This is a genomic window from Streptomyces sp. H39-C1 (assembly GCF_027158125.1).
Classification (GTDB): Bacteria; Actinomycetota; Actinomycetes; order Streptomycetales; family Streptomycetaceae; genus Actinacidiphila; species Actinacidiphila fildesensis.
Genome location: NZ_JAPVLS010000072.1, coordinates 1 through 23,874 on the forward strand (window position 1 = coordinate 1; position 23,874 = coordinate 23,874).

At 69.5% G+C, this 23,874-nt stretch carries 9 protein-coding genes and 2 pseudogenes; 1 reads left to right on the plus strand and 10 read right to left on the minus strand.

Annotated features, from left to right (window positions below; translation table 11 throughout):
• The 10 genes and pseudogenes from O3W51_RS35050 to eccD all read right to left on the minus strand — a co-directional run.
• Positions 1-213 (minus strand): annotated as a pseudogene (locus O3W51_RS35050) (hypothetical protein); the annotation flags it as partial.
• A gap of 112 nt (positions 214-325) precedes the next feature.
• Positions 326-11,059, minus strand: a complete 10,734-nt coding sequence (locus tag O3W51_RS35055) for a toxin glutamine deamidase domain-containing protein (RefSeq protein WP_269288319.1) — start codon at positions 11,057-11,059, stop codon at positions 326-328.
• A 6-nt stretch (positions 11,060-11,065) separates the two neighbouring features.
• The gene (locus O3W51_RS35060; RefSeq protein ID WP_138355673.1) at positions 11,066-11,386 is read right to left on the minus strand and encodes a hypothetical protein; all 321 of its coding nucleotides are present in this window, start codon (positions 11,384-11,386) and stop codon (positions 11,066-11,068) included.
• Entirely contained in the window at positions 11,383-11,895 is a 513-nt protein-coding gene (locus tag O3W51_RS35065; protein WP_138355671.1) for a YbaB/EbfC family nucleoid-associated protein, read from the minus strand. Before O3W51_RS35065 ends, O3W51_RS35060 begins: the two co-directional genes overlap by 4 nt.
• A 70-nt stretch (positions 11,896-11,965) precedes the next feature.
• Positions 11,966-14,809 carry an AAWKG family protein gene (locus O3W51_RS35070; RefSeq protein WP_269288320.1) on the minus strand — a complete coding sequence of 948 codons (2,844 nt, stop codon included), beginning with the start codon at positions 14,807-14,809 and terminating at the stop codon, positions 11,966-11,968.
• Positions 14,810-14,867: 58 nt separating this feature from the next.
• Positions 14,868-15,359: a type VII secretion system-associated protein gene (locus O3W51_RS35075; RefSeq protein ID WP_187145147.1), complete on the minus strand. Its 492-nt coding sequence runs from the start codon at positions 15,357-15,359 to the stop codon at positions 14,868-14,870.
• 124 nt (positions 15,360-15,483) lie between these two features.
• Positions 15,484-15,804, minus strand: coding sequence for a WXG100 family type VII secretion target (locus tag O3W51_RS35080; RefSeq protein ID WP_138355667.1), 321 nt, complete (start codon positions 15,802-15,804; stop codon positions 15,484-15,486).
• A gap of 114 nt (positions 15,805-15,918) precedes the next feature.
• Positions 15,919-16,269 (minus strand): WXG100 family type VII secretion target, encoded by a 351-nt coding sequence (locus O3W51_RS35085; RefSeq protein ID WP_232485105.1) that lies wholly within the window; start codon positions 16,267-16,269, stop codon positions 15,919-15,921.
• Between the two features lie 245 nt (positions 16,270-16,514).
• Positions 16,515-18,011, minus strand: a complete 1,497-nt coding sequence (eccB, locus tag O3W51_RS35090; protein WP_198357534.1) for a type VII secretion protein EccB — start codon at positions 18,009-18,011, stop codon at positions 16,515-16,517.
• An 86-nt stretch (positions 18,012-18,097) separates the two neighbouring features.
• On the minus strand, positions 18,098-19,501 hold the full coding sequence (eccD, locus tag O3W51_RS35095; protein WP_138355664.1) for a type VII secretion integral membrane protein EccD: 1,404 nt from the start codon (positions 19,499-19,501) through the stop codon (positions 18,098-18,100).
• Between the two features lie 365 nt (positions 19,502-19,866).
• Between eccD and eccCa the strand changes: the two are divergent.
• A pseudogene (gene eccCa, locus O3W51_RS35100) lies at positions 19,867-23,823 on the plus strand (type VII secretion protein EccCa); the annotation flags it as partial.
• Between the last annotated feature and the right edge of the window lie 51 nt (positions 23,824-23,874).

A 23,874-nucleotide genomic window follows, 5' to 3' on the forward strand; every position in this document is an offset into this window, starting at 1 on the left:
CGGCAGCACCGTGCTGCCGAGCCGATGTGTGCCGGGTGCGCACGCTTCCGGTTCGCCGGTGCCCGGGCCGGTGGCTGCCAGGGCGACCGCGGTGGGTCGGCCGATCGCCGGGGCGGGGGCACCGGCGGCAGCGTCCGGTGTTCCGTCGGTTCCTGGTTGCGGCCGCTCCGCCGCACCGAACCAGCGCGGCAGCGCGGGACATCGCGGCGTCATACGACGCTCCGCGGTCCGACGCGCGGGCGGCAGCCGTGGCGGCCAGTTGTCATGCGTGTACTCCGATGTCCGGTGCCTGCGATGGTGTGCGTACGACCGTGCGCGCGGCGGATCACACTTCCGTCAAGGTGATCAGCTCGTACTTCCGTGGCTCCAGCGCGCCGTTCGGCCCTGGGACGTACCTCGTTCGCCACTCCCGCCCGGTGATCCGGAGCCGGGCACCGGGGAGGAAGGTGACCTCCCCCTCCCCGTCGATCGCGGAGAAGGGGTGGATGTCCCGCCCGTTGGCTCCGTTCGGCGTGATCTCCAGGAGCACGCGGTGCGTCATGGGCAGCAAAGGGTTGTCGGTCGCGAAGCCCAGCGCGACGTCATGGTCGGTGCTGCTGCTCGCGATGCTGCTGGTCGTCACGGTGTCGCCGGAATAGGTGAACATCAGCGAACCCAGGACCCCGAGTGACGTCGTGTCGGCGCCGGCCGCCCAGTCACCGCGCCACAAGGGTCCGGCGGTGGCGCCGGGAAGGATACGGAGCGCCTCCACGGCCATGTCGGCGTGCAGCTTGGCCTCCTTGACGATGCGGGGCAGGAGTTCGTCGACCCTCGCGTAGAGCTCCGCTTCGAGCCTGCCTCTCGTCACGAGGTCGGTCGCGGGAGCCGCGTGGAAGTCCCTGATGTTCTCGGCCACGGCCCGGTCGTGGAAGAACATGCTGGGGAGCTCCGGATCCGTCCCCGCCAGTTCCTTGGCCACGAAACCCCGGAGCTTGAGGCGAGCGGCGACCGAGATCGAGTCCAGGAGCGGAACCCTGCTGTCCGCGCCAAGTTGCCTCTCGATCGCCAGGTTGATCAGCGTGTGGTTGCTTCCGGTGTACGCGAGCAGCGCGATGATGTGCGCCTTGTTGAAGGTCACCACGAGGTCCGCCGCATCGAGGTGGTGGGCGGTGAACCAGTCGGCGAGTTCGGTGTTTCCCGAACTTCCGGGGGTCACGCTCTCCTCGAACAGCTCCCGTGTCAGATCCGTCGCCAGCTCCAGCGGATCGTCCGCCTGGGGATCGAGCGGATCACGCTCGAGCGCCAGGAACCCTTCGGGGCTGTGCGCCGCATCGCGGTAGAGGAGTTCGTGCGGCAGCAGGCCGTACCGCCAGGGGATCGGGTCGGGGTTGTCCGGTCCCAGCCGGTCGGCCACGGGTATCTCGCGGAAGGTCCGCATGTCGAAGGCCGGTCCGAGCGCGCTGAGGCTGCGGTACATCGACGCCGCGTCGGTCAGGTCGAACTTCCGGCCGCCCTCCCCCTCGAAACCGGCCATCTGCGCGCCGCGCAGGATCTCGTACAGCGAGTGGTCGTTGTGCAGGCGCATCCAGCCGATGAGGCCGACCAGGAATTCCGCCTGGGTCGCGCCGCTGACATTGAGCCACTGGAACGCGCTGAGCATTCTCGTCGTGGTGCCGGACAGTCCCGCGATCACGGGGATGCCGCGCTGCTCCATGTCCCGGGTCCAGCGGGACTCGGCCAGCGTGTAGTAGGCCTCGCCTCCGATCGACCTCAGCGGCAGTTCCGGCCCCGAGACCGGAAGTCCGTTGATGAACGGCGGGAGGTCACCTTCCCGCGGCCGCATCCGCGCCTCCACCAGGACCGTCACTTCGTGGAGGGTGAAATGGCTCTCGAAGGCTCCGGGCAGCTCCACCGACGCCCGGTACCTCACGTTCACCGCCCCCGGCGTATCGCGCATGATCTGTTCGATGTCGGGCAGTCCGTTGGGCAGTCGGGGGACGGTGGCGAGTTCGGCGGCGGCGAGGTCAACCCCGAGAATGCGGACCAGCTCCTGATGGTCCTGGAGGAAGCGCAGTTCCCGCGCGCTGAGTTCGGCCTTGTGCCGCTCCAGTTGAGCCGGTGTGAGCTTCCCGGAACCGAACTCGTGGTCGTCCACCGGGCGGGCCGTGCGGTATATCTGGCTGAGCACCATCTCGACCAGGCTCGAGGTCGCACCGTCCTTCGACAGGATCAGATTGCCCAGCGCGAAGGGATCGTTGGCGAACATGTAGGCCTGCCCGGGGAGCGCCCGCTCCAGGAAACCGTGGAGGTTCTCCCGCCGCGGTCCGTACAGCTGCGCCCGGTAGGACTTCAACGCGTCGACGTCGAGTCCCATTCTTCCCGCGGCGGCCCAGTCCTCGGTCCTCATCAGTTCGATCAGGGCCTTCTTGAACCCGCGGTCCTCCGCGGGAGTTCCCGCGTTGGAGGCGTAATAGGCGGCGTTGTAGAAGGCGGTGAACTTCTCCCGCGGATTTCCGCCCGTCAGCATTTCCACGACATGGCCGTCGGCGAGACCGGTGCGCTGGATCTGGCCCGCACTGCCACGGTCATTCTTGAGGAACGGCCGCAGGGATACGGCCGCCGACGCGGTACCGAAGAACTCGTCAAGCCCGTTCTTGAGCCGTGCGAGGGCCTTGGTGACCGGCGAGTTGGTGTCCAGAGCGGGGCCGGCACCCCTGCTCAGCCGGTAGGCGTGCTTCGCGACCCGGGTCTCGAACGACTCGGCGGCTGCCTTCCAGCCGGGAAGCTCGACGGCCGGCCGCCGGGGGAAGAGCCGTTGCAGGCCCTCGCCCTCCCCGCCGGGCAGCATGCCGAAGTCACGGCCCGACGTGCCTTCCGCATGGTCGTGGTACAGCGACTCGTCGTACTGTCCCTCACCCCTGAGCAGCATGCCGTCACCGTCACGGACGTGCGCCCACACGCTGTGCCGCGACGAGTCGTCGGGCAGCGGCGGGGTGGTGTCGCCCTGCGTGATGTCGTGAACGGTCCGCTGCTGGGGGTCGATCAGCTGGATCCGCCCGTCGGCGGTGTGCAGCACCGTGACGGCGTGCCCGACCTCACCGTTTCCGGCGACGAGCACCAGAGCACGGGTGCCGGGGCCGCCGTCACGGACGAGCGTGCGGACCTGCTCCATGCCCTGGGGGCCCTCGCCGAAGTGCCAGGCGGGACCCTGGAGCTTGCTCAGGGACCAGACGGCGAGCCGCTCGGGGCTGCTGCCGGGCAGCGTGCCGGCCGCACGGGGGCGGCCGTCGAGGGTGTCCCAGAGGGACAGGTTCGCTTCCAGACAGTTCGCCCGGTCCTCGGTGGGTGCGACGAAGCGCAGCAACTCGGAGGTGACGTGCGGCAGTTGGCCGTCGGCGAGGTTCAGCGAGGCGACGTGGTCGTTCAGGGCACGGTGCTGTTCCGGGGTGGGCGGCACGAGTCCGCGGTCGATGAGTCCCCGGTCGCCCTGGGGGGCGTCGGTGTACGGGCGCTTGGCCGGTGGCGTCTCCTGCGACGGATCGGTGTGCGCGTCCGGGTCCGCGTCGCGGAGTCGCTTCGTGCCCTGTGGGTGTTCCGGGGCTGCCGTGTCCTGGCCGCCGATGATGGCGAGGAACGTCTCGTCGGCGAGGGAACCGGGACGGGTGGAAACCGTCGTGGAACCGGGACCGCCGGTCTCCGTCGGCAGTTCCGAGGAGAGTGTGCTCATGTTCCAGACACTGCCGAGCAGGCCGTCGGAGGAAACGGTGTCCGGAACCGGTTCCGCGACGGCGCCCGGGACGGGGTCCGGGTTCGCCGGCAGGTCGTAGACGCCCATGTAGAGGGAGTCCACATCGCCGTACTCGATGAATCGCGTGCGGTTCGTCAGGAGTCTGGAGGCGTTCGGGCGTCCGGCGCCGTCGGCGACCTTCACCTGACGCATCGCCCCCACGGGCTTGGGGTCCTCGATGATGGTGCTGTGGTCGGTGGCGTCGTTGAAGACGCCGATGCCACCGTCCCGGAGAGCGGAGTTGCGGAGATCGGAGCCGTGCGCCACGAGGATCTGGACATCGGCGGGAGTCCGCTCGTTGACCGCGCGCCGGTTGTTGTGGTCCTGGCAGATCTCCAGAGCGATGGTGCGATTGCCGACGGTGAACGTGGCTCTGTCGGTGACCTGACTGCCCGCGGCGTTGAACCCGTTGTAGAGATCGTTGGCCAGGGCCTGCGCCTGCCGCTTCCGGTCCTCCTTCCAGTCGGCGCGGTCCTCCCGGCCGGGGGTATAGCCGTCGACGTCGAGTCCCTCCCGCATCTTGGTCGTTTCATGGACCAGCCGGCCGTTCAGCACCGCGGACGATCCGGCCTTGATGACGATGCCGTTCCCGGAAGGGTGCGGCTCCGCCCACACCGTCGACCCGGGAATGATCAGAAGATCCGGGTGCTCCCGGCTCAGGGCGACCATGGACGTAATGATCATTTCCTTCTCGCCCAGGGTGAACGGGATCTTCGGGCGCTTGAAGTACCACTCGGGGGCGGTGAACAGCCCCAGAAGGGCGTCCGGGTCGGCCTCCGACCGCTGCCGCACCAGAAAATCACGGTGCGCCTCGCGGACCCGGTCGCTCAGCATCTCGATGCGGATGTCGACCTCGGTGGCCGTGCTGGGCAGTCGTGTCATGACGCGGTCGTGCGCGGCCTCCGACTCACGGAGAAAGGCACCGTTCCGGTCCGTCATGGCGCCGGCCCCGTAGACGGCGATCCGCTCGAACCGCCGGGCAGGACCCGGATCGGGGGCGAGGGACGACCGCAGTTCGAGTGTGAGGTTCCTGCGGACCTCGTCCACCGACCCCCGCAGCCCGGCGACCGCGCCGGAACGGTCGCTGACGACGGCTGCTCCGGTGAAGTCCCGTTTCGTGCTCTCCCAGGCCTCGATGGCCTTCTGTACAGTGCCGAGCCTGCTCAGCCGGTCCTGCGGAGTGATTGTCCGCTCCGATCCGGACGGTGCGTGGTAGGCGTCGAGAGCGGCATCGATGTCCCGCAGTCGCCGCGACCTCAAGGAGCCCGAAACCTCCGAGGACGCCTTCCACTCGGCGGTGGACGGCATCCTGGGCGGCGTGCTGACCGACGGGTTGTCCCGGTCCGTCGCACCGAGCGGCCCCTCCCGTCCTTCGTCGCCGCCCGCGTCCGCCACGTGGTGCGGCGACGGGTCCCGCTCGGGGAAGTCGCCGTGTGTGGGGAGGAATTCCAGCCGGTCGGGCGCGGGCGGGAGGTCGGCGAGACGCCCGGTCTGGCCGTCGAGGAGCACGACACCGTTCTCGTCGTGGACCACGTTGAAGACATGCGCGACGGGATCGCCGGCGGTCCCGACCACCACCATGCCCCGGGCCCCGGGCCCTGCCTGGTGCATCGCCGCCACGACCTCCGCGTACGAGGTGACGGTGACCGGCGGGCGGTCCCGGTAGTTGGCCAGGTCGTGGGCAGGGCTGAGCTCGCTGGGCGGGGCCTGGTGGCCGACGCCCTCGGACAGCGACAGATCGGTGGCGATCGCGGTCAGCAGACAGTTCGTCCGGGCCTGCTCGATCGTGTCCCGGAACGGGTTCACGCCCGGCAGCCACGGATAGTGCCGCTCCACCAGCCCGGCGCGGGTCAGCTGGTCGGACGAGCCCCCGTGCACGACGCGCTGCGTGCCCAGATCCGGTTCCGCTCCCACCGTCGGCACGTGGTGGCCGCCGGACACGGCACCCAGGAGGTGCTGGGCAGCGCCGGGCAGGTCGTGGATGCCCATGTCGAGGTTGCGCACGTCGGCGTACGTGTGGAACTCACGCACCTCCGTCGCCGGCCTGGCATTCCCCGGCGGCCGCGGGAAGTGCACCATGGCCTCGTCGTCGACCCGGTGCACCGAGCGGACGGCGCCGGCCGTGTTCCCGGAGTGGTCCGAAGCATCGTTGTGGACGGCGATACCGCCCGCCCGCAGGGCGGAACGGGTGAGTGCGGCGCCGTGCGAGACAACGATCTGGAGATCGGCCTTCGGGGCTGCGCTCAATTCGTCGAACGCCCGGTTCTTGGCGTGGTCGAGGCAGATCTCGACGGTGATCGTCCGGTTTCCGACGGTGAAGGCCGCCGTGTCGGTGACGCCGGATCCCGCGCGGTTGAAGTCATGGGCGAAGTCCTCACCTCGCTTCTGCGCGACGGCCGCCCGGTCCGGGCCCATGGTCCGGCGGGTATCCCGGTCCGGCGTATAGCCCGTGACGTCCATGCCCTCGGACTTCTTCGTCGTCTCATGGACCAGCCGTCCGTTCAGCACAGCGGACGTACCGGCTTTGAACGTGGTGTCGCCGCGGAAGACCTGCCCGTCGGTGGCAACGCTCCCGGGCGTGCCCGGCTCGGACCACACCGTCGATCCGGGCACGATCAGCAGCCCGGGGAGTTCCGCGCTCAGGTTGAGCATCGACGTGATGATCATTTCCTTCTCCCCGAGGGTGAAGGGGATCTCCGGTCGCTTGAAGAACCACTCGGGCGCGGTGAACAGACCCAGCAGGTCCTCACCCGGCGGATGCGCCTCCTGCTTGCGCACGAAGTCGGCGTGGGCCTCCCGGATCCTGGTCTCCAGCATCCGGACCCGGATGTCGGCCTCGCGGGCCGAGCCGGGAAGCTCCTGCCTCGCCGCCTCGTAGTCCGTCCTCGACTCCCCCAGGAACGTCCCGTCCCGCTCGGTCATGGCACCGGCGGAGTAAACGGCCACCCGGCGGTACTCCACGAACGGCAGGGGGTCGCCGGCCTGCGGACCCCGCAGGTCAAGAGCCAGCCGCACCCGCGCCGCGTCCACCGAGCCGCGCAGGTCCCGGACCGCGCCCACCCGCTTCTCGGTGATCTCCTCGCCGGTGAACGTCCGGTGCTTGTCCTCCCAGCTCTCGACGGCCGTCTGCAGGGCGTCGAGCCGGCTCCGGCGCTCGGACGGTGTGGCCGACGGGGCGGCGTGGAAGGCGGTGACGGCGTGGTCGAGGGCGGTCAGCGCGTCCGGCCGGGACGCCAGCGCCACACTCGACGAGCTCTTCCACTGCTTCTCGGACGGCACCTCCGCCGGCCAGCGGTTCTTGCTGACGATGGCGCCCAGTGGCCCGCTTCCGCCGTCCGGTACGCCCTCATGGTGCGGGGTGGTCGGTTCGCTGAAATCGCCGTGGGTGGGAAAGAACTCCAGCCGGTCGGGGGCATGCGGGAGATCGGCGAGAAGGCCGGTCTGGCCGTCGAGGAAGACGATGCCGTTCTCGTCGTGAACGACGTTGAGGACGTGCGCGACGGGGTCGCCGGCGGTCCCGATGACGACCATGCCGCGCGCGCCGGGGCCGGCCTGGTGCATCGCCGCCACCACGTCCTCGTACGAGTGCACGGCCAGCGGAGGGCGGTCCTGCCGGTAGTTGGCCAGATGGTCGGCCGGACTCAGCTCCGCGGGCGGCGCCTGGTGGCCGACGTTCTCCGCCAGTGACATGTCGGTGGCGATCGCGGTCAGCAGACAGTTGGTCCGCGCCTCCTCGATCGTGTCCCGGTGCGGGTTCACGTCCGGCAGCCACGGATACCGTTCCGTCACCTGCCGGATCTGCTCCTGCACGGAACCCTTGAACACCACCTGCCGGTCGCCGAAATCCGGCGCGGGGTGCGGGGAGTCCGGGTGTGTGGCGCCCACCTGGTCAGGGCTGTGGAGAGCGGTCGGTGCCGTCGGCTCCTCGCTGGTGGTGTGGATCGGGGCGGGGGCGTCCTGGTTCTCCCCGAGCTGGCGCTTGAGCGTCTGGTGGTAGCCCGTCGCCTGCTCACCGTCCACGCGCCGGGGCCGCTCCGCATCGAAGGTCGCCGGGTCCACTTCCAGCAGTTTGTACGAGCCGAATTCGGAGAGCCCGTCGAACGCCTCGTGCTTGAAGGACTCCCCCAGCACCTTTCCGTCCGGGCCGAGTTCTCCGTCCGCCCGGAGGGAGAGCAGTTCGACCCGCCGTGCCCACTCCTCGCGGGCCGACGTGTTCGCGAACCAGTCGCCGGGGTCCTGGAACATGCCCCGGGGCTTGCCGATCCCGGCGTAGGTGCGGTGGATGCTGTCCGTGTTGATGTCCTGGTGCAGGGCGAGGGAGTTGACGACGACGTCGGTCCGGTCCTTGTCGACGAAGTACTCACCCAGCAACCGTTCGGCCGCGAACAGGGAGAGGCCGCCCTGGGTGTAGTCGATAAGCACCACGCTCTTGCCGAGCGGGATCTCGGGGACGAACTCGTCGAAGTGAGCGAACAGCATGTCCCGCTGTTCGAGCGTCAAGGGAGCCAACGGTATGCGCTGGGGCCCCTGCAGGAACGCCTGGTACTGGATCGAGCCGGGGCTCTCCGGCCCCGGGCGGAACGCCGACAGGGGTATCGAGTGGGCCTGGGTCTCCGTGGTCGCGTGCACCTGAAGTGCCGCGATCACCGCGCCCGGACTGCGTCCGAGCCCGATGTAGACGTGCTCTTCCGGTGGATACGTCTCGGTGATCCTCCTGGCGAGCCCTGACACCGCCTCCAGGACCCGCTCCTGCGCCTCGGCGTGCTTCGCCGAGGACTGGGCGGCGAGTTCCGTCCTGAACTGCCGCGCCTGATCAGGTGTGTAGACGACGGGAGCGTCCCGCGCGGTGTCGTAGAGGAAGTGGTCCAGGGCGTCCCGGATACCACCCGGCGGCAGCGCGATGCCGTGTTCCGCGAACCAGTCGGTGACCTTGTCGGGTGTGAGGCCCTCCGCGCCGTTCGGCCCCAGCAGTTTCACCGTCGCCGAGTCCTCGTAGCTCTGCCACGTGTATTCGCCCGCCCTCGGGCCCTCGGTGGGCACGTAGTAGCGGCCGGCGATCCGCAGGAGCGGCGGGGCCTGCACCGGGGGCTGAACGGGGGGCTGCACGACGGCGACGTCCGGCGTCGCCGTGACGACGGGGGTCTGGGAGTGATCCTGCGGCGTGGTCACATCCGGCACGTGTGCGGTCTGGGTGCCCGGCAGGGCTCCCAGCATCCTGGTCGGCGGTGGCTGTACGGCGGCGGGGGGCTCGGTCGGTGGCGTGGTGGGCGGCCTTGTGGGGTCGTTCGCCGACGTCGTGGCCACGGAGACGGGCGCCTCGGTTTCCGGCGGCGCGGTGTGGTGATCGTCTCCGACGGCGAGGTACTGCAGCTCCCCCGACTCGGTGTCCGGCTGAACCCGGGGGGAATCCGGCGTCCCGTCCGGATTCCCGTCCGGGGTTCCATCCGGCGTCACGTCCGGGTTCAGGTCCGGCGAGGAGTCCGTCGTGGTGATCGGCGTCGGCGAGCTCTCGCCGCCCTCGGACGTACCGCTGCCGGTGCCGGTGCCGGTGCTGCCGGGAGTCTCCGCGGCGACGGGGGTGCCGCCGGGCTTCTCCTGCTGTCCGGATACGGTCCGGCCCGCGTTCCCCGGGGTTGCGGTCGTCGGGGTCGTAGGAGTAGTCGAGCTGGCCGGTCCGGAGGCCGTGGGAACGGCGATCGGTGCCGCCATGACGGGAACAGGAGGGCTGCTCTCCCCGTCGCCCTTGTCCATCGTGGAGTCATCCGCGCCGGAATGAGCGTCCGGCGCACCCCAGTACTCCTCCCAGTCGCTGTCCGTCACTTCACTGAGGGGAAGCACGGGGAGCGTCTCGTCGGTCCCCGTTCCGGTGGTGGAATCGCCGGTCGTGGTCGGGGCCTGTGTCGTGGTCGTGTCGCCGCCGGTCGTCGCGGCGGCCGCTGTCCCGCCGTTCCCGGAGCCCGCCGTGAGCCCTGTGGGAGGGGTACCGATGCCCGCTGCCTGCGGTGATCCGCCGAACACCTTCTCGTGGAGCCCGACGCCGATATGACTGCCGGCGGTCTCCGCCAGATGCCCGAGCCGGCCCCCGACCACACCGGAGCCGAAGGTCAGCGCGGACGATTCGAAGGTGTGGTTCTCGCCGAAGATGAGGTTGTAGGTGCCCTCGGCCAGTACCTGGGTCACGCCCTCGGTCAGGCCCTGGCCGAGGTGATTGCCGAACGAGCGGGCCAGATCGCGGGCGAGCGTGTCGGGCACGCCCTTGCTCAGCGCCTTCATCAGGTCCTTGCCGATGACGCCTTCCAGCCCGGCCAGCGAGGTACGCAGAGCGGCGGGCAGCGTCGACTTCCCGAAGTTGCCCAGCAGTTCTCTCGCCCACTTCTCACCTGCTGCGCGTGCGATCTCCCGCTCGCCCGCGGTGCCCAGCCGGTCGGCGAAGGCCTTCCCGACGTTCCTGGTGAGCGCGTTGGCCGCCGCTTCGCTGAGCGGGCCGTTTCCGCGGGTCAGCGCGGGGCCGAGGATGTCCCCCAACTCCTTGCCGAACGCCTTGTTCCCGAGGGTGTTGCCGACCGTGTTGCTGATCTCCCTGGAGATGTTCTTGCCGAAGAGGTTGCCGAGACCCTTCCCGAGCAGCCCGCCCACCGCGCCCATCGGCAGCGTGATCAGACCCTGGATGGCACCGAACTTCACCGCTTCGATCAGCGACTTGGTGTCGAAGTGGTCCCGGGTGCCCTGCAGCAACTGGATCCACTGGACCATGCTGTCCATCGCCGCACCCATGCCGATGCTGATGACTTCGTGCAGCAGGATCTGGCCGAGGATCCTGGCCAGCATGTTCTTCATGAAGAACTCGACGACGGCGCGGCTCGCCAGATACTCGAGGATCGAGGCGCCGCCGGTGAAGAAGGCGAGCGCGAGCGCGATGGCCAGCTCCAGCATCAGTTCGATGCACTGAGCGATGATCATGTACTTGGCGTACTGGATCTGGGTCGCCGTGTCCGAGGTGAACTCGGCGATCATGGCGGCCTGTCCCGACATCGACTTGATGTAGTCGATGCCGGTGCTGTTCAGGAAGGGCGCCATCGCCTCCCGGTACTGCTGCGCGGCCGGGCCGCTGAACGAGCCGGCGGTGTAGGACACGCAGTCGTTGAGCATCTGTGGCAGATCGTTGAGCCGCTTCTCCAGATCCCGGTGCACGCCGGCGAGCGCGAACATCTTGTCCTCGTTGCCGTCGGGCATCTTCATGCCGCTCAGCACTTCCATGAAGGACTTGAACTCCGACGGGATCTGGATCGCCACTGGGTGCTACTTCTTCCCGCTGTGGTGCGGCATGGCACCGTTCGCGTTGTTCTGGGTGTGCTGCAGCCGGGCGGCCCCGTCGAGAACGGTCTGGGCACTGGATTCGACGGCGGTGCCGTAGCCGGTGACCGCGTCCGCGAGTGCGCGTCCCGACTGGTCGTACTTCTCGCGGAACGCGGCGCCGATCTCATCGGTGCCCGCGTAGGAGGACCAGCCCTGGACACCCTGCGTGAAGTCTTTGATCATCTCGTGGACATAGGCGGACACATCGCTCGTCGTGACGGCCCCCGCCTTCATGCCGTGGGTCGAGGCGTTCAGGGCGCTCATCGTTCGTCCTTCCGGTCGGTGGGGAAAGGGGCTGCCGGGGCGGCGGGTTCGTCGTCCTCGGTGATCTCGTCGGAGAGTGCGGTGCGTGCGGGACCACTGCCCGAAGGGGGCCGGACGGGCGGGGTGGTCATCCCCTCCGCCCGCAGCGGTGCGAACAACTGCTCCCAGTCCAGGCCGCCGCCTCCAGCACCGCCACCACCGAGCTGCTTCCCACTCAACGGCTGGAAGGCCTCCAGCACCTGCTGGGCCACCTGCGCGCGGGCGTCACCGATCGTCTGCATGAGCACGGCCGCCAGTTCGGCGGACGGCATGGTGCGGTACTTCGTGTTCAGGAAGCGCAGTCCCGTGATACCGCCCTGTGCGTCCACGGTGACCTCCACCGTCCGGTCCTTGCTGGTGGAGGTGACCGCTGCGCTCTGGAACTCGCGTTGCAGCTCCATGATCTGGGCGCGGCGCTCCTCGAACTCGGCGAGCGACTTGTTGATGCTCTCCTCCATGGAACTGCCCACGGTGGTTCCTCCTGACTGCGGGTGCGGTGGGGTGCGGTTTGTGCGGTGCGGGGTACGGGAGGTGCGTGGGTCAGCGTCCGATGACGGCCGGTGCGCCGCCTTCGTCGGTGCCCCAGACGTCCTCGTCCGCCGCCAGCCAGGTGACGCGTTCCCGTTCGTCGCTCTGGGTTCCGGCACCGGGGGCGCCGCCACCGCCACCGCCCGGCGGCATCATCGGCATTCCGGATCCGGAGGTGGTCGCCGGACGGGCTCCGGCCTTGAGGGCGGCGGCCTCCTCGGCCGCCGCCAGTGCCGAGCCGGACGCACGCGTCGACGTGGTGCGGACCGCCGGCCCGCCGGCGGTCTCGCCCGGCGCGCCGGCCGGCCGCGATGACAGTCCGCTGCCGCCTCCCAGGCCGGGCGGCGGATGCGAAGAGCCCAGCGGGATCGGCGTGTTCAACGGTCCGCTGCGGTGCATGGAGTCCTGCAGCAGTCTGGTGGCGTTCGACGGTGTGGTGGTCACCCGGCCGTCGGGAGCCGTGGTGTAGGTGCTGCCGTCCCGATAGGTGGTGGTCACCGTGCCGTCCGCCAGCTTCTTGGTGACCGTCCCGTCGGAATAGGTCGTCGTGGTCGACCCGTCGTTGCCGTGGCGCACGGTGGGACCGCCCGGGTTGCCGGCCGAACCGTCGTCGGTGGCCCCGAGGTGAGTCGTGGTGCTGTGGCCCGACGGGTCCTTGGTCGTCAGCGTGCCGTCCTGGGCGAGGACAGTGCTGCTGCCGTCCTTGTGGTGCGTGGTGACCCTGCCGTCCTGGCCCACCTCGGCCGTGCTGCCGTCGGCATAGCGGATCGTCGAGGTGCCGTGCTGCAGATCGGAGACGGTCCTGGTGCCGTCCGGGTCCGTCGTGGTGACGATGCCCTTCGGGTCGATGGTGGTCTTCGTCCCGTTGATGTGCGTCGAGGTCGTGCTGCCGTCGGCGTTGTAGGTCGTGGTGCCGCCGTCCGGGTTGTGGACCACGGTTCCGGGTGGCGGGCGGGTGACCGTGCTGTGGCCGGACGCGTCGGTGGTGACGAGCTTCCCGTCCTTGGTATGGGTGGTGCTGCTGCCGTCCTGGTAGTGCGTGCTGGACGTGCCGTCCTTGGTGATGGTGGTGCGGGTGCCGTCCGGGTAGGTGACGGTCTCACTGCCGTCCTTGTGCAGCACCGTGGTGGCACCGTCCGGGTTGACGGTCGTGGTGGTGCCGTCCTTGGCGATCGTGGTGGTGGTGCCGTCGGGGAACTTCGTGCTGCGGGAGCCGTCCGCCGGGTTGTACGTGGTCTGGCTGCCGTCCGGGTTCCGTACCGTCCGCGGACCGCCGCCGCCCGGATTGAGGGGGTTGCGCGGGTCGGAGCCGGGAGGGATGTGCGACTGCGGCGGCGGGGGCGGGAGCAGCACGTTGGGACCCCCTGCATGGGTCTGCCCGTTCCGCTCCGTCGTGATCTGACTGCCGTCCGGCTTGCGGACGGTCACGCTGCCGTCCGGGTTGTGTGTCGTGGTGCTGCCGTCGGGGTTACGGGTGGAGGTACTGCCGTCCGGGTTCTTGATGGTCTGACCGGGACCGCCGGGCGGCTTGATGTGCGAGGTCACCTGATTCGGCGGAATGTGGCCGCCCTTACCGCCTGGATCGTCCTTGTCGCCCGCCCCGCCGGACCCGTCCTTGTCCTTGGTGTCGTTGCCGTCCGGGTCCTTCTTGTCGTCGAGAGTCCCCTTCGTCACGTCGTCGGCGAGGTCCTGGGTCAGCGTGTGGATCACGCCCGGATTGAATCCGCCGCCCGTGACGGAGCTGCCGTCGCTGATGTCGTTCCAGGCATCGTTGAGCGCGGACAGAGCGATGACCACCTGGGCGTCGAGCTGCGCCTTGATGTTCAGTTTCCAGCGATTGACCGCCTCGTCCGCAATGGCCTTCCAGGTGGCCATGTCACTGAGCTTTCCCCATGTCGTCGTGGACTTGAACGTGCTCTCGCCCGTAGTGACGAACGTGCCGTACTGGATCTTCCCGGTGTTGTTCGCATTGACCCAGTCGACAATTTCGTTCAACAGAACAGTGGTGGTGTTGGTGGGCAGGTAGTGGGCACCCGATGTGCCCGCCGTCCCGTCCGGCAGCGTGGAAGCCACTGTCGCCTTGTCGGCTTTGATCCACTTGTCCCATGCGGTCTGGAGGGTCTCCACACAGGTGTGCAGGGCGATCTGCGCCCGGATCAGCCCGTCCCCCTGCAGCGTGAGGCTTGAGTACGAGGGGTCGGTGACCGAATGGTTGGTGGTGGTCCAGCCGGTCGGCTCCAACTGCTTCTGGTAGCTCTGATAAGCCGTGTCGAGTTCGTCGATCAGATGGGCGAACATTCCTGCGGCATTTCCCCGCCAGGCCGATTCCGGCTCACCCAGGCTCTTGGACCAGGCCGCGAGAGTGTCCGCGTGCTTCCTGAAGAACTCTCCCGCCCGGTCGAAAGCCCTGGCCGTCTTCTCGAAGCTCGTCAGATCGACGGCCGCGGTGTCGTCCACGATGTAGTCGAGGCCGACGGAGAATCCCTTGGTGGTGTACGGAGCGCTCTTGAGCTTGGCCAGTGCGTTTCCGTACCCCCAGTCGTAGACCCCCGCTATGCCACCGTTGCTGAAGTCCTGGCCGCGGGTCGCCCCGCTGAACGGAAAGTCGACCGTGATGTATTTGTAGGTGGGTTCGAGGAGAGTCACACTCCACGCCCCGTCCGGTTCGTCGCAGTACTTCAGCGTCAAGGTGTGGGAGGTCGACGGCGAACTCTTGGAAATGTTCACCTTGAGCCACGGGATCTCGCTGCTTCCGGGTATCTTCCCGACCTCCTCCCGGGTGGGTCCGACGAAGCCGGTGACCAACGCGACCGCCCCCTCCCAGGTGTGGGGGTCGGCGGGTGTTTTCTCTGCCATGACGGTGCGTCTCCAGAAGCAATGCGGAACAGGGCGGAAGGACCGGGCCGGTGGTGTTCTACGGCTTGGTCACCGGCGGCGGTACGGTCGGCGGGACCGTCGGCGGCTGGCCCTTGGGCACGAGGTCCAGGTCCACGTCCTTCATGCCTTCCAGGAATTTCTGGCCGTCGATGGAATCGAGGTTGTCGCCCTGGGCTTTCAGGTATTTGTCGATCGTCGCCAGGAGGTCCTTGTTGATGTCCCTGAAGAGCTTCTCGTGCGACGTCATGACATCGCCGACGGACTTCGCCACCGCCACGGTGTTCGCGATCAGCGCATGGCCGACGATGCCCCCGCCGTCGTTTCCCATGTACCCGATGTTCAGGGGCGGGGAGAGATGAACCGCCTTGGTGTCGGCCAGCCGCTCGGCCACGTGAGGCATGGACGCGATGCCGTCGCTGGTGTCGTCCTGGATCGCCTTCAGATCATTGGCGAACGGCATCAGGTGGTCCTGGAGGAAGGTTTTCAGGGACGCCCCGTCGAAGTGCGTCAGGTTTACGGCCTCTGCCACGACTTGCTCCTGCTGGTTGTCCGGACCCCGCTGACAGGGTGGGGGAAGGGGGGAGTCGGGTGCGGCGCCGGCTGTCGCCACGGGGGCGGGCGGCGGCCGGCGCCGCGGCTATGGGGGACCGGCGTCAGCCGATCTTCACGGAACTCCACATCTGCTGCAGGCTGTTCTCGGTGTACTTGTAGCTGTCCGAGATCTGGCCGAGCAGACCGGCGTGCGAGGTGAGCATCTGCTCCAGTGCCTTGACCGCGTTGTCCCACGCCTGCTGCTTGCCGGTGTAGGTCTCGGCGTCGGTACCGGACCAGCTGGCCTTCAGGGTGCTGAGTTCCTGGTCGAGACTGGCGATGGTCGCCGCGATGGCCTTGGTCTGCTGGACCATGTCGTCGGCGGAGTTGTTCATGGAGCTGTAGTCGACGTGGATGAAGCCGTCGCTCGTGTTGCCGGCCATACGGGGTCTCTCCTCGGTGAGCGTGCCCGCGGTTCGCGGGCACCGTGCTGGGGGAACGATTCGTCAGGAACCTGATTCGGCCGGGGTCAGCCCTGGCCGACCGGAGTCGGGCGATCAGCCCGTGATGGCCTTGAAGGCGGCCTCGGACCGGCTGAACGCCGAGTCGATGTCCTGGTTCGTGGACCCCTGCTGCTCGTTGTGCTTGGCCATGGTCTGGTTGAGCGTGTCGACCATGCTGTCGAGGTTCCGCAGGATCACGTCCACCTGCTCGTCCCAGGCGGTGAGCAGCTTCTGGAAGCCGCCGCCGTCGGAGCCCTGGTAGCCCGAACCGAGCGTGTGCTGCGTGGAGTTGACGTCGTTGCGGATCCGCATGATGCCGCTGAAGGCCTGCTCCAGCGCCGCGATACCGCTGCGGGTCGACGCGACGGACGACTTCTGCCCGTTCATGATGTTCTCTTCCGCCATGGAGGAGTCCTTCCCTGAGTCGGCACCGCTCTGACGGGCGGTGCTGAGGTCTGAGGTCTGGCGCTGCACATCTGACATGCGGAGTCGCGATGATCAAACATGTGACCGGGGAGAGTGCCGCAGGAACCGTCCGGTTCCACCGTGGCGCAATATATCCGGCCGAACTTCGACAACGTCTGATATCTGCCGTTCGTCAACTTCCCTTCCACCGGGCGTTGGTGCCGCGGCTCGGGTCCTGTACCGGGTCAGCCCCGGCACCCGGTGGAGAGAGGCGGAGCCGTCACCGTTCGCGCGGCGACAGCCGGATCCAGCGTCGGTCCGGTGGGGAGCATGGCCAGCAACCGGGACGGCACCCCCTGAGCGGCGGTCCCGTCGTAGCCCAGTGCCTTGGCCGTGGCCTTCGACGCCAACCGGTACTTCACTCCGGTGTCCGTGACCAGGTACGCGGTGGATCCGATGCTGCCGCCGCCCGCGCCCAGCGCCTGGACGAGTGCTCCTCCCCCGGCGGACACCGACACCTGGTCCACCGGCAGGCAGGCCGGCGCGGTACCCAGTCCGGTGGGCACAGCGACCGTGGTGACCGCGGCCCGCGCATCCGGCACGACGGTGAGCCCGACACGGGGATTGGCCCCGTCCGGCAGCACCGTGACGCACAGTCCGTCTCCGTCCGCGGGTGCCAGCAGCCGGGGAGGCACCGCCGGCAGCCCGTCCGAGGCACTCGGAACCGTCGTCCCCCCGGTCGCGGGCGGCACGGCGCCCGCCAACTGGTCGGCGCCCAGCGGCAGGGCCGTGGCCGGCCTTCCCGCGTAGGCGTGTTGTGTGGTCCGCGGGTCACCGAGCACCAGGGCCGCCACCGTCGCGGACACCGGCCGCAGTCCACCCGTGGTCATCAGGTAGTACTGCTCCTGGCCACCGGGCGGACGGACCAGGAAGACCTGCCCGACTCTCGTCGCCGCTCCACCCAGCGAGCGCCCGGAAGTGCCACCGCCGGAGATCTCCGGCGCCGTCAGATCGGGGCCGGCCGGCACACTGTCGAGGAACGCTCCGCTGACCGGGCGGGCAGGAGCGGACGCGTAGCCGAGTGCCTGTGCCGCGCCGTGGGCCGTGTCGAGCCGCAGTCGCTGATTGCGCCACAGGACGTACCGGGCACCGTCCGGAGCGGACACCAGCAGTGCCTGGTCGCCCGGGTCCCGGCCGGCAGCCACCGGGTCGGGACCGGAGCGCGGAGTCCCGATCCTCAGTGAGGTCCGCGCGAGCGGGGTTCCCGACGGGTCCGCGACCGTGGTGGCGCACACGAACCACATGCCCTGATTGAGATCACCGGGCGCGGGCAGTGCTCCCGGCGCGCCGGCGATGCCCATCGGCAGTCCGTGCGGCAGCCCGCTCAGCGACCGGACCGTGACGGTCCGCACCTTGGGCTGCTCGCCGAGAATCAGCCGCACCGAGGCGTAGTCCGTGACGGGCCGCAGGGTGCCTTCGATCAGCAGGTACCGGTTGCCGGTCTCCTTCTCCACGATCAGCGACCGGCCGTCTCCGAACGACTGGCCGCCGCCGGGCGAGAGCATGCCGTACAGCCCGAAGCCCACCGAGAGCAGCAGCGACACCGCGATGCCGACGCCCAGCCCGCGCATGGTGCGGCCCACCGGGCTCTCCGGGGCGTCCGGGTCCGCCCGCAGCATGCCCGAAGTGAGCCTGCCGACGACGAACATGTGCGCCTGTACCTGATCACGCCTGGACTGCATGATGTCCCTCCCCCGTTGTCGTCGAAGCCGTTGTCGTCGGAGCCGTAGTCGCCGGAAGCGCTGCCGTGGAACGCACTGTCACCGGATCAGCTGCCGAGGCCGCGGAGTGCGCCGAACGCGCCGAGCACCCACAGCGCCAGCGGCAGCAGCGCGACGGCGGCGATCGAGTGCAGCAGGTCGGCGATCCGGCCCCAGTACGGCACCAACCGCCGGCCGGGCACGGACCACGAGGCGATCGCCGCGGCGGCCGCCACCGCCAACAGGACGCCCACCAGGACCGGTCGCGTGCCCGGGGAGATCGCGGCCGACGCGACGCAGGCCATCAGCAGCCCGCCGGCCAGTCCTGGCAGCAGCACCGCCAGCCGGGACCACGCACCGCCGATCCCGCGTGCGTGCAGGAGCAGGACCAGGGCCAGCACTCCGGCCGTGATCAGGGCCGGGAGCTTCGGGTGGTCCAGCAGCAGACCCGCAAGGCAGCCGCCGCAGACCAGACCGGCCGCCGCGAACAGGGCCGTCATCCACTCCTCGGCGAGCGCGGCACGCACCACGACCAGTTCGTTGCTGTGCGGATCGATGCCCTGCTGCAACTCCTCGGCATTGGTCGGCAGCGCCGGCAGTCGCAGTCCGGAGAGCCGCGCGGACAGCGCCGGCACCAACGCGCCGAACACCAGGGCCAGTACGGCCGTCATGCTCGCCGCATGGGACGCGGGAACCTCCATCAGCAGCATCAGCGAACCCCACGCCACCCCCGCCAGGGCCACCAGAGCCGGTGCCGTCAGCAGGGGCACATACGCGGCCACTGCCGCCACCGCCAGTACGGCGCCACCCGCTCCGGCGGCGGAACCGGCCAGCAGCTGGGCTCCCAGCAGCTCTCCCACCGGCGCCTTCGCCGCGCCGCCGGACGGCAACAAGGCACCGGCCAGGGCCAGATACGGCGCCGCCATCAGGCCGATCGCCGCACCCGCGGCGGAGTCTCCCACCGCCCGGCTCGCCGTTGCGGCGCCGGCCAGCACGACGATTCCGGCCACCGCCGCCACCGCGGCACGCAGTTGCCGGTCGCCGCCGGGCAGCGCGAGCGCCAGCAGACCCGCCGCCAGCACCGCCATCACCACAGCGCGGAGCACCACCCGGCTGCACCGCGCGTCCCAGGCGTTCCCACGGGCCCGCATCGTCGTGGCGACACCGTCGACGAGGTCGTCGAAATGTACCTCGGGCAACTGCTCGGCGCGAGGCCGCAAGTAGAGCACTTCGCCGTCGCGAAGTCCCAGCGACTGTGTGGTGCTCTCCTCGTCCAGCGGCTCGCCGCCCAGCTTCTGGAGTACCCAGCCGCTGTGTTCGAGGCCACTCTCCGCCAAGTCGTCGCCACCGTAGGAGACGAGGGCAGGCAGCAGGTCGGCGATCGGGACCGCGACGGGTACTGCCAGGTCAACGACCCTTTCTGGGGTGCGGACCGTCAGCCGGCACAGGCCGGCCACCGTGGATTCAGTCATGGGAGCGCCACACTTCGATGAGGGGTTGTTCCGAGGATGAGGAGGCACGTTACCGCTGTGGCGTTGCCTCACGATCACCTGACGATCGGACAGCATCATGACAGAGCGGTGATTCGAGACCCTAGCTCGCCATCGGGCGCACTCCTGACGTACGGTCTCCCTGAGCCGTGATCGGGAAGGGGTTCCCCGGATCGGCTCAGCCAGACCAGCCCGTCGTTCGCAGTCCGCCGCCACGCCATGGGAAAACCCGTGACGCGGAGATCCCTGGACGATCGATCGTCGTGCGAAACCAGTACGCAGATGGCTTCGCCCCGCGCGTGAGCGCCTTGGCAGGACAGAGCCCCGATCCGTAGGAGTCTTCCCCTTTGAGCACGGTTCTGTTCCGGCGGCCTGCCCGGCGCCGGGGTCCCGACATGCCCCAGGGCGAGCTGAGTCTGCAGGAGCCGCCGACGCTCCCGGAGGCCCAGCCGAACTCCTCGGCGATGTGGATGTACCTGCCGATGGGACTCACTTCGGTCGCGATGCTGCTGATGTTCGTCCGCCCCGGCGAGGCCACCGTCATGAGCTACATGGCGATCGGCCTGATGCTGCTCTCCTCCGTCGCCATGGTCGTCGGCCAGTTGGTGCGCACCTCCGGAGACCGCAAGCGCCGGCTGCGCGGCGAGCGCCGCGACTACCTGCGGTACCTGGCCCAGACCCGGCGCCGGGTCCGGCGCACCATCGGTGAACAGCAACTCGCCCTGGCCTGGCGCCATCCCGAGCCGGCCGGACTGTGGGCCCTGGTCCGCACCACCCGGCTCTGGGAGCGCCGGCCCACCGACGAGGACTTCGCCGAGATCCGGGTCGCGGTCGGCGACCAGCGGTTGTCCGTCCGGCTGGCACCGATGTCCACCAAGCCGGTCGAGGACCTGGAACCGCTGTCCGCGCACGCACTGCGCAGCTTCATCCGGGCCTACGGCACCGTGCCCGACCAGCCCATCGCGCTGTATCTGCGGGCCTGGTCACGGGTACTGCTGCGCGGTGACGAGGCGCAGAGCCGGGCCCTGGTCCGCGCGATGCTCGCCCAACTCGCCGTCTTCCACTCGCCCGAGGATCTGTGGATCGCGCTGTGCGTCAGTGACGAACGGCGCGCCGAGTGGGACTGGGTGAAGTGGCTGCCGCACACCCAGCACCCGGGCGAGCAGGACGGCGCGGGCCCCGCCCGGTTGGTGGGTGCCACCCTCGGCGAGTTGGAGGACCGGCTCGGCGCGGACTTCACCGCCAGATCGCCCTTCGACCCGGAGGCCATGCCCGGCAGGGAGGAGCCGTACACCGTCCTGATCGTCGACGGCGGCAAGGTTCCCGGCGGGCACCGTGCGGACGGCCCCGGCTACCGCAACACCGTGGTCATCGACCTGTCCGGCGAACTGTCCTGGAAGCCCGGCCGCACCACCCTGCGGCTCCAGGTGGACGACGGGACGGTGGGGCTGGTCCGCACGGACCGCGAACGCAAGGAACAGACCACCGACCTGGGCCGCCCCGACGCGCTGGGACCGGTCGGCGCCCGTGGCCTCGCCGCCCTGATCTCCCCGTACCGCGTGGGCATCAACACCGATGCCGGCGAGCCGATGGCCGCGGACACCGAACTCACCGCCCTGCTCGGCATCCCCGATCTGCGGCGGCACGTACCGGCCACCTTGTGGCAGCGCCGCGCCGAGGGTCCCGACCGGCTCAAGGTGCCCATCGCGATCGGCGAGGACGGCACCGCGGTGGAGCTGGACATCAAGGAGTCGGCGCTCGGCGGCATGGGACCGCACGGCATGCTCATCGGCGCCACCGGATCCGGCAAGAGCGAACTGCTGCGCACGCTGGTGCTGGGCCTGGCCCTCACCCACTCCTCGGAGACACTCAACTTCGTCCTGGTCGACTTCAAGGGCGGCGCCACCTTCCTCGGACTCGACAGCCTGCCGCACACCTCAGCGGTCATCACCAACCTCGCGGACGAGAGCGCGCTGGTCGGCCGTATGCAGGACGCCCTGCACGGTGAACTGATGCGTCGGCAGGAGCTGCTCCGCAAGGCCGGGAACTACACCTCGGTTCTGGAGTACGAGAAGGCCCGCGCCGCCGGGACACCGCTCGCCCCGCTTCCCTCGCTGTTCGTCGTCGTCGACGAGTTCAGCGAACTGCTCGCCGCACACCGGGAGTTCATCGAACTGTTCGTCATGATCGGACGGCTCGGGCGCAGCCTCGGCGTACACCTGCTGCTCGCCTCCCAGCGCCTGGACGAGGGGCGCATGCACCAACTCGAGAGCCATCTGTCCTACCGGATCGGACTGCGCACCTTCTCCGCGATGGAGAGCCGCGGCGTTCTGGGCGTCCCCGACGCCTATCACCTGCCGCCGCAGCCCGGCAGCGGCTACCTCAAGAGCGGAGTCGAAGCCCTCACCCGCTTCCGGGCCGCCTACGTGTCAGGACCGCACCGCGGCAGCAGGGCCGGTGCCATTCCACCGTCACGGGTCGCCGGCCAGATCGTGCCCTGGACCACCTCCTGGACGGTCCCCCGCGATCTTCCCTCGACGCCCGACCCGGACCCGGATCCCGTCGGACCGGAACCCGACAACGGGGAGACGCTGCTCTCCGTCGCACTGGAGCGGCTCGCCGACGCCGGACCGGCGGCCCACCAGGTGTGGCTGCCGCCGCTGGGTCTGCCACCCACCCTCGACCAGGTGCTTCCGCCGCTGGAGCCCGACGCCGCACACGGACTGACCGTCTCCGATCCCCAGGTACGGGCCCGGTTGGTGGTCCCTGTCGGCATCGTCGACAAGCCCTTCGAGCAGCAGCGCGAACTGTTCACCGTGGACCTGTCGGGAGCCGGCGGCCATGTCGGTATCGCGGGCGGTCCGCAGAGCGGCAAGAGCACCCTGCTGCGCACCCTGATCTCGGCTCTCGCCCTCACCCATAGTCCGCGCGAAGTGCAGTTCTACTGCCTGGACTTCGGCGGCGGCACCCTAGCGGGGCTCACCGGCCTGCCGCACATCGGCGGCGTCGCGGGCCGGATGGACACCGAGCGGATCGGCCGCACCGTCTCGGAGGTCACCTCACTGCTGAACCAGCGCGAGCTGTTCTTCGCCGAGCGCGGGATCGACTCGATGGCCACCTACCGCCGGCGGCGCGCGGCCGGGGAGTTCCCCGAGGAGCCGTTCGGCGATGTCTTCCTGGTGATCGACGGCTGGTCCACGTTGCGCAACGACTTCAACGACCTGGTCTCCGTGGTCAACGGGGTCATCGGCCGTGGCCTCAACTACGGCGTGCACGTGGTGATCACCACCGCCCGCTGGGCCGAACTCTCCCCCGCCGTCCGCGACCAGACGGGTACCCGCCTCGAACTGCGGATGGGCGACCCCATGGAGTCCGGCATCGACATCCGCAAGGCCGCCGCGGTTCCGCGGGTACCCGGCCGGGGGCTGACGCCCGACAAGCTCCACTTCCTCGGTGCGCTTCCGCGCATCGACGGTATCGAGGATCCCGAGGACCTCTCCGAGGGCGTGGCCGCGTTCGTCGAGGCGGTCGCCGAGAGCTGGGATGCCCCGCCGGCCCCGCGGGTCCGGATGCTGCCGACCTCACTCAGCGCCACCGAAATGCCCGCACCCGACGGCGATCTGCGGATGGCCATCGGGGTGGACGAGGATCTGCTCGCCCCCGTGTGGCACGACTTCGCGGACAACCCGCACCTGATCGTGGTCGGCGACAACGAGAGCGGCAAGACGTCCGTCCTGCGGCTGGTCGCCAAGGCGATCACCGACCGCTACACCCCGGCCGAGGCCAAGGTCCTGGTGGTCGACTACCGCCGCGGTCTGATCGACGCCGTTCCCGAGGAGTACCGGCTGGGACACGCGGTCTCCGCCGACCCGCTGCGTGACCTCATCGACGGCACCGGCCGGGCGATGACCACCCGGCTGCCCGGCGAGGACATCACCCCCGCCCGGATGCGGTTGCGCGACTGGTGGACCGGGCCTCGTATCTTCGTCCTGGTCGACGACTACGACATGATCGGTTCCACCGCCATGCGCAGCCCGTTCGACGCGATCCTGGAGCATCTGCCGCTCGGCTTCGAGGTCGGACTGCATGTGATCGTCGCCCGCTCGGCGGCCGGCGCGGGCCGCGGCCTCAACGACGCCCTGCTGCGCCGCATGCAGGAGGTCAACACACCCGCCCTGCTGATGTCCTGCCCGGCCGCCGAGGGATATCTGTTCGGCAACGTCAAGCCGCGCACCCTGCCGCCGGGCCGGGCGCTGCGGATCGCCCGCCGCAGGACGACGATGGTCCAACTGGCGCTCCCGGACGCTCCGCAGGAGCCGGCGACCGCACCGGAGGAATCCCGGGACGCCCGGCCG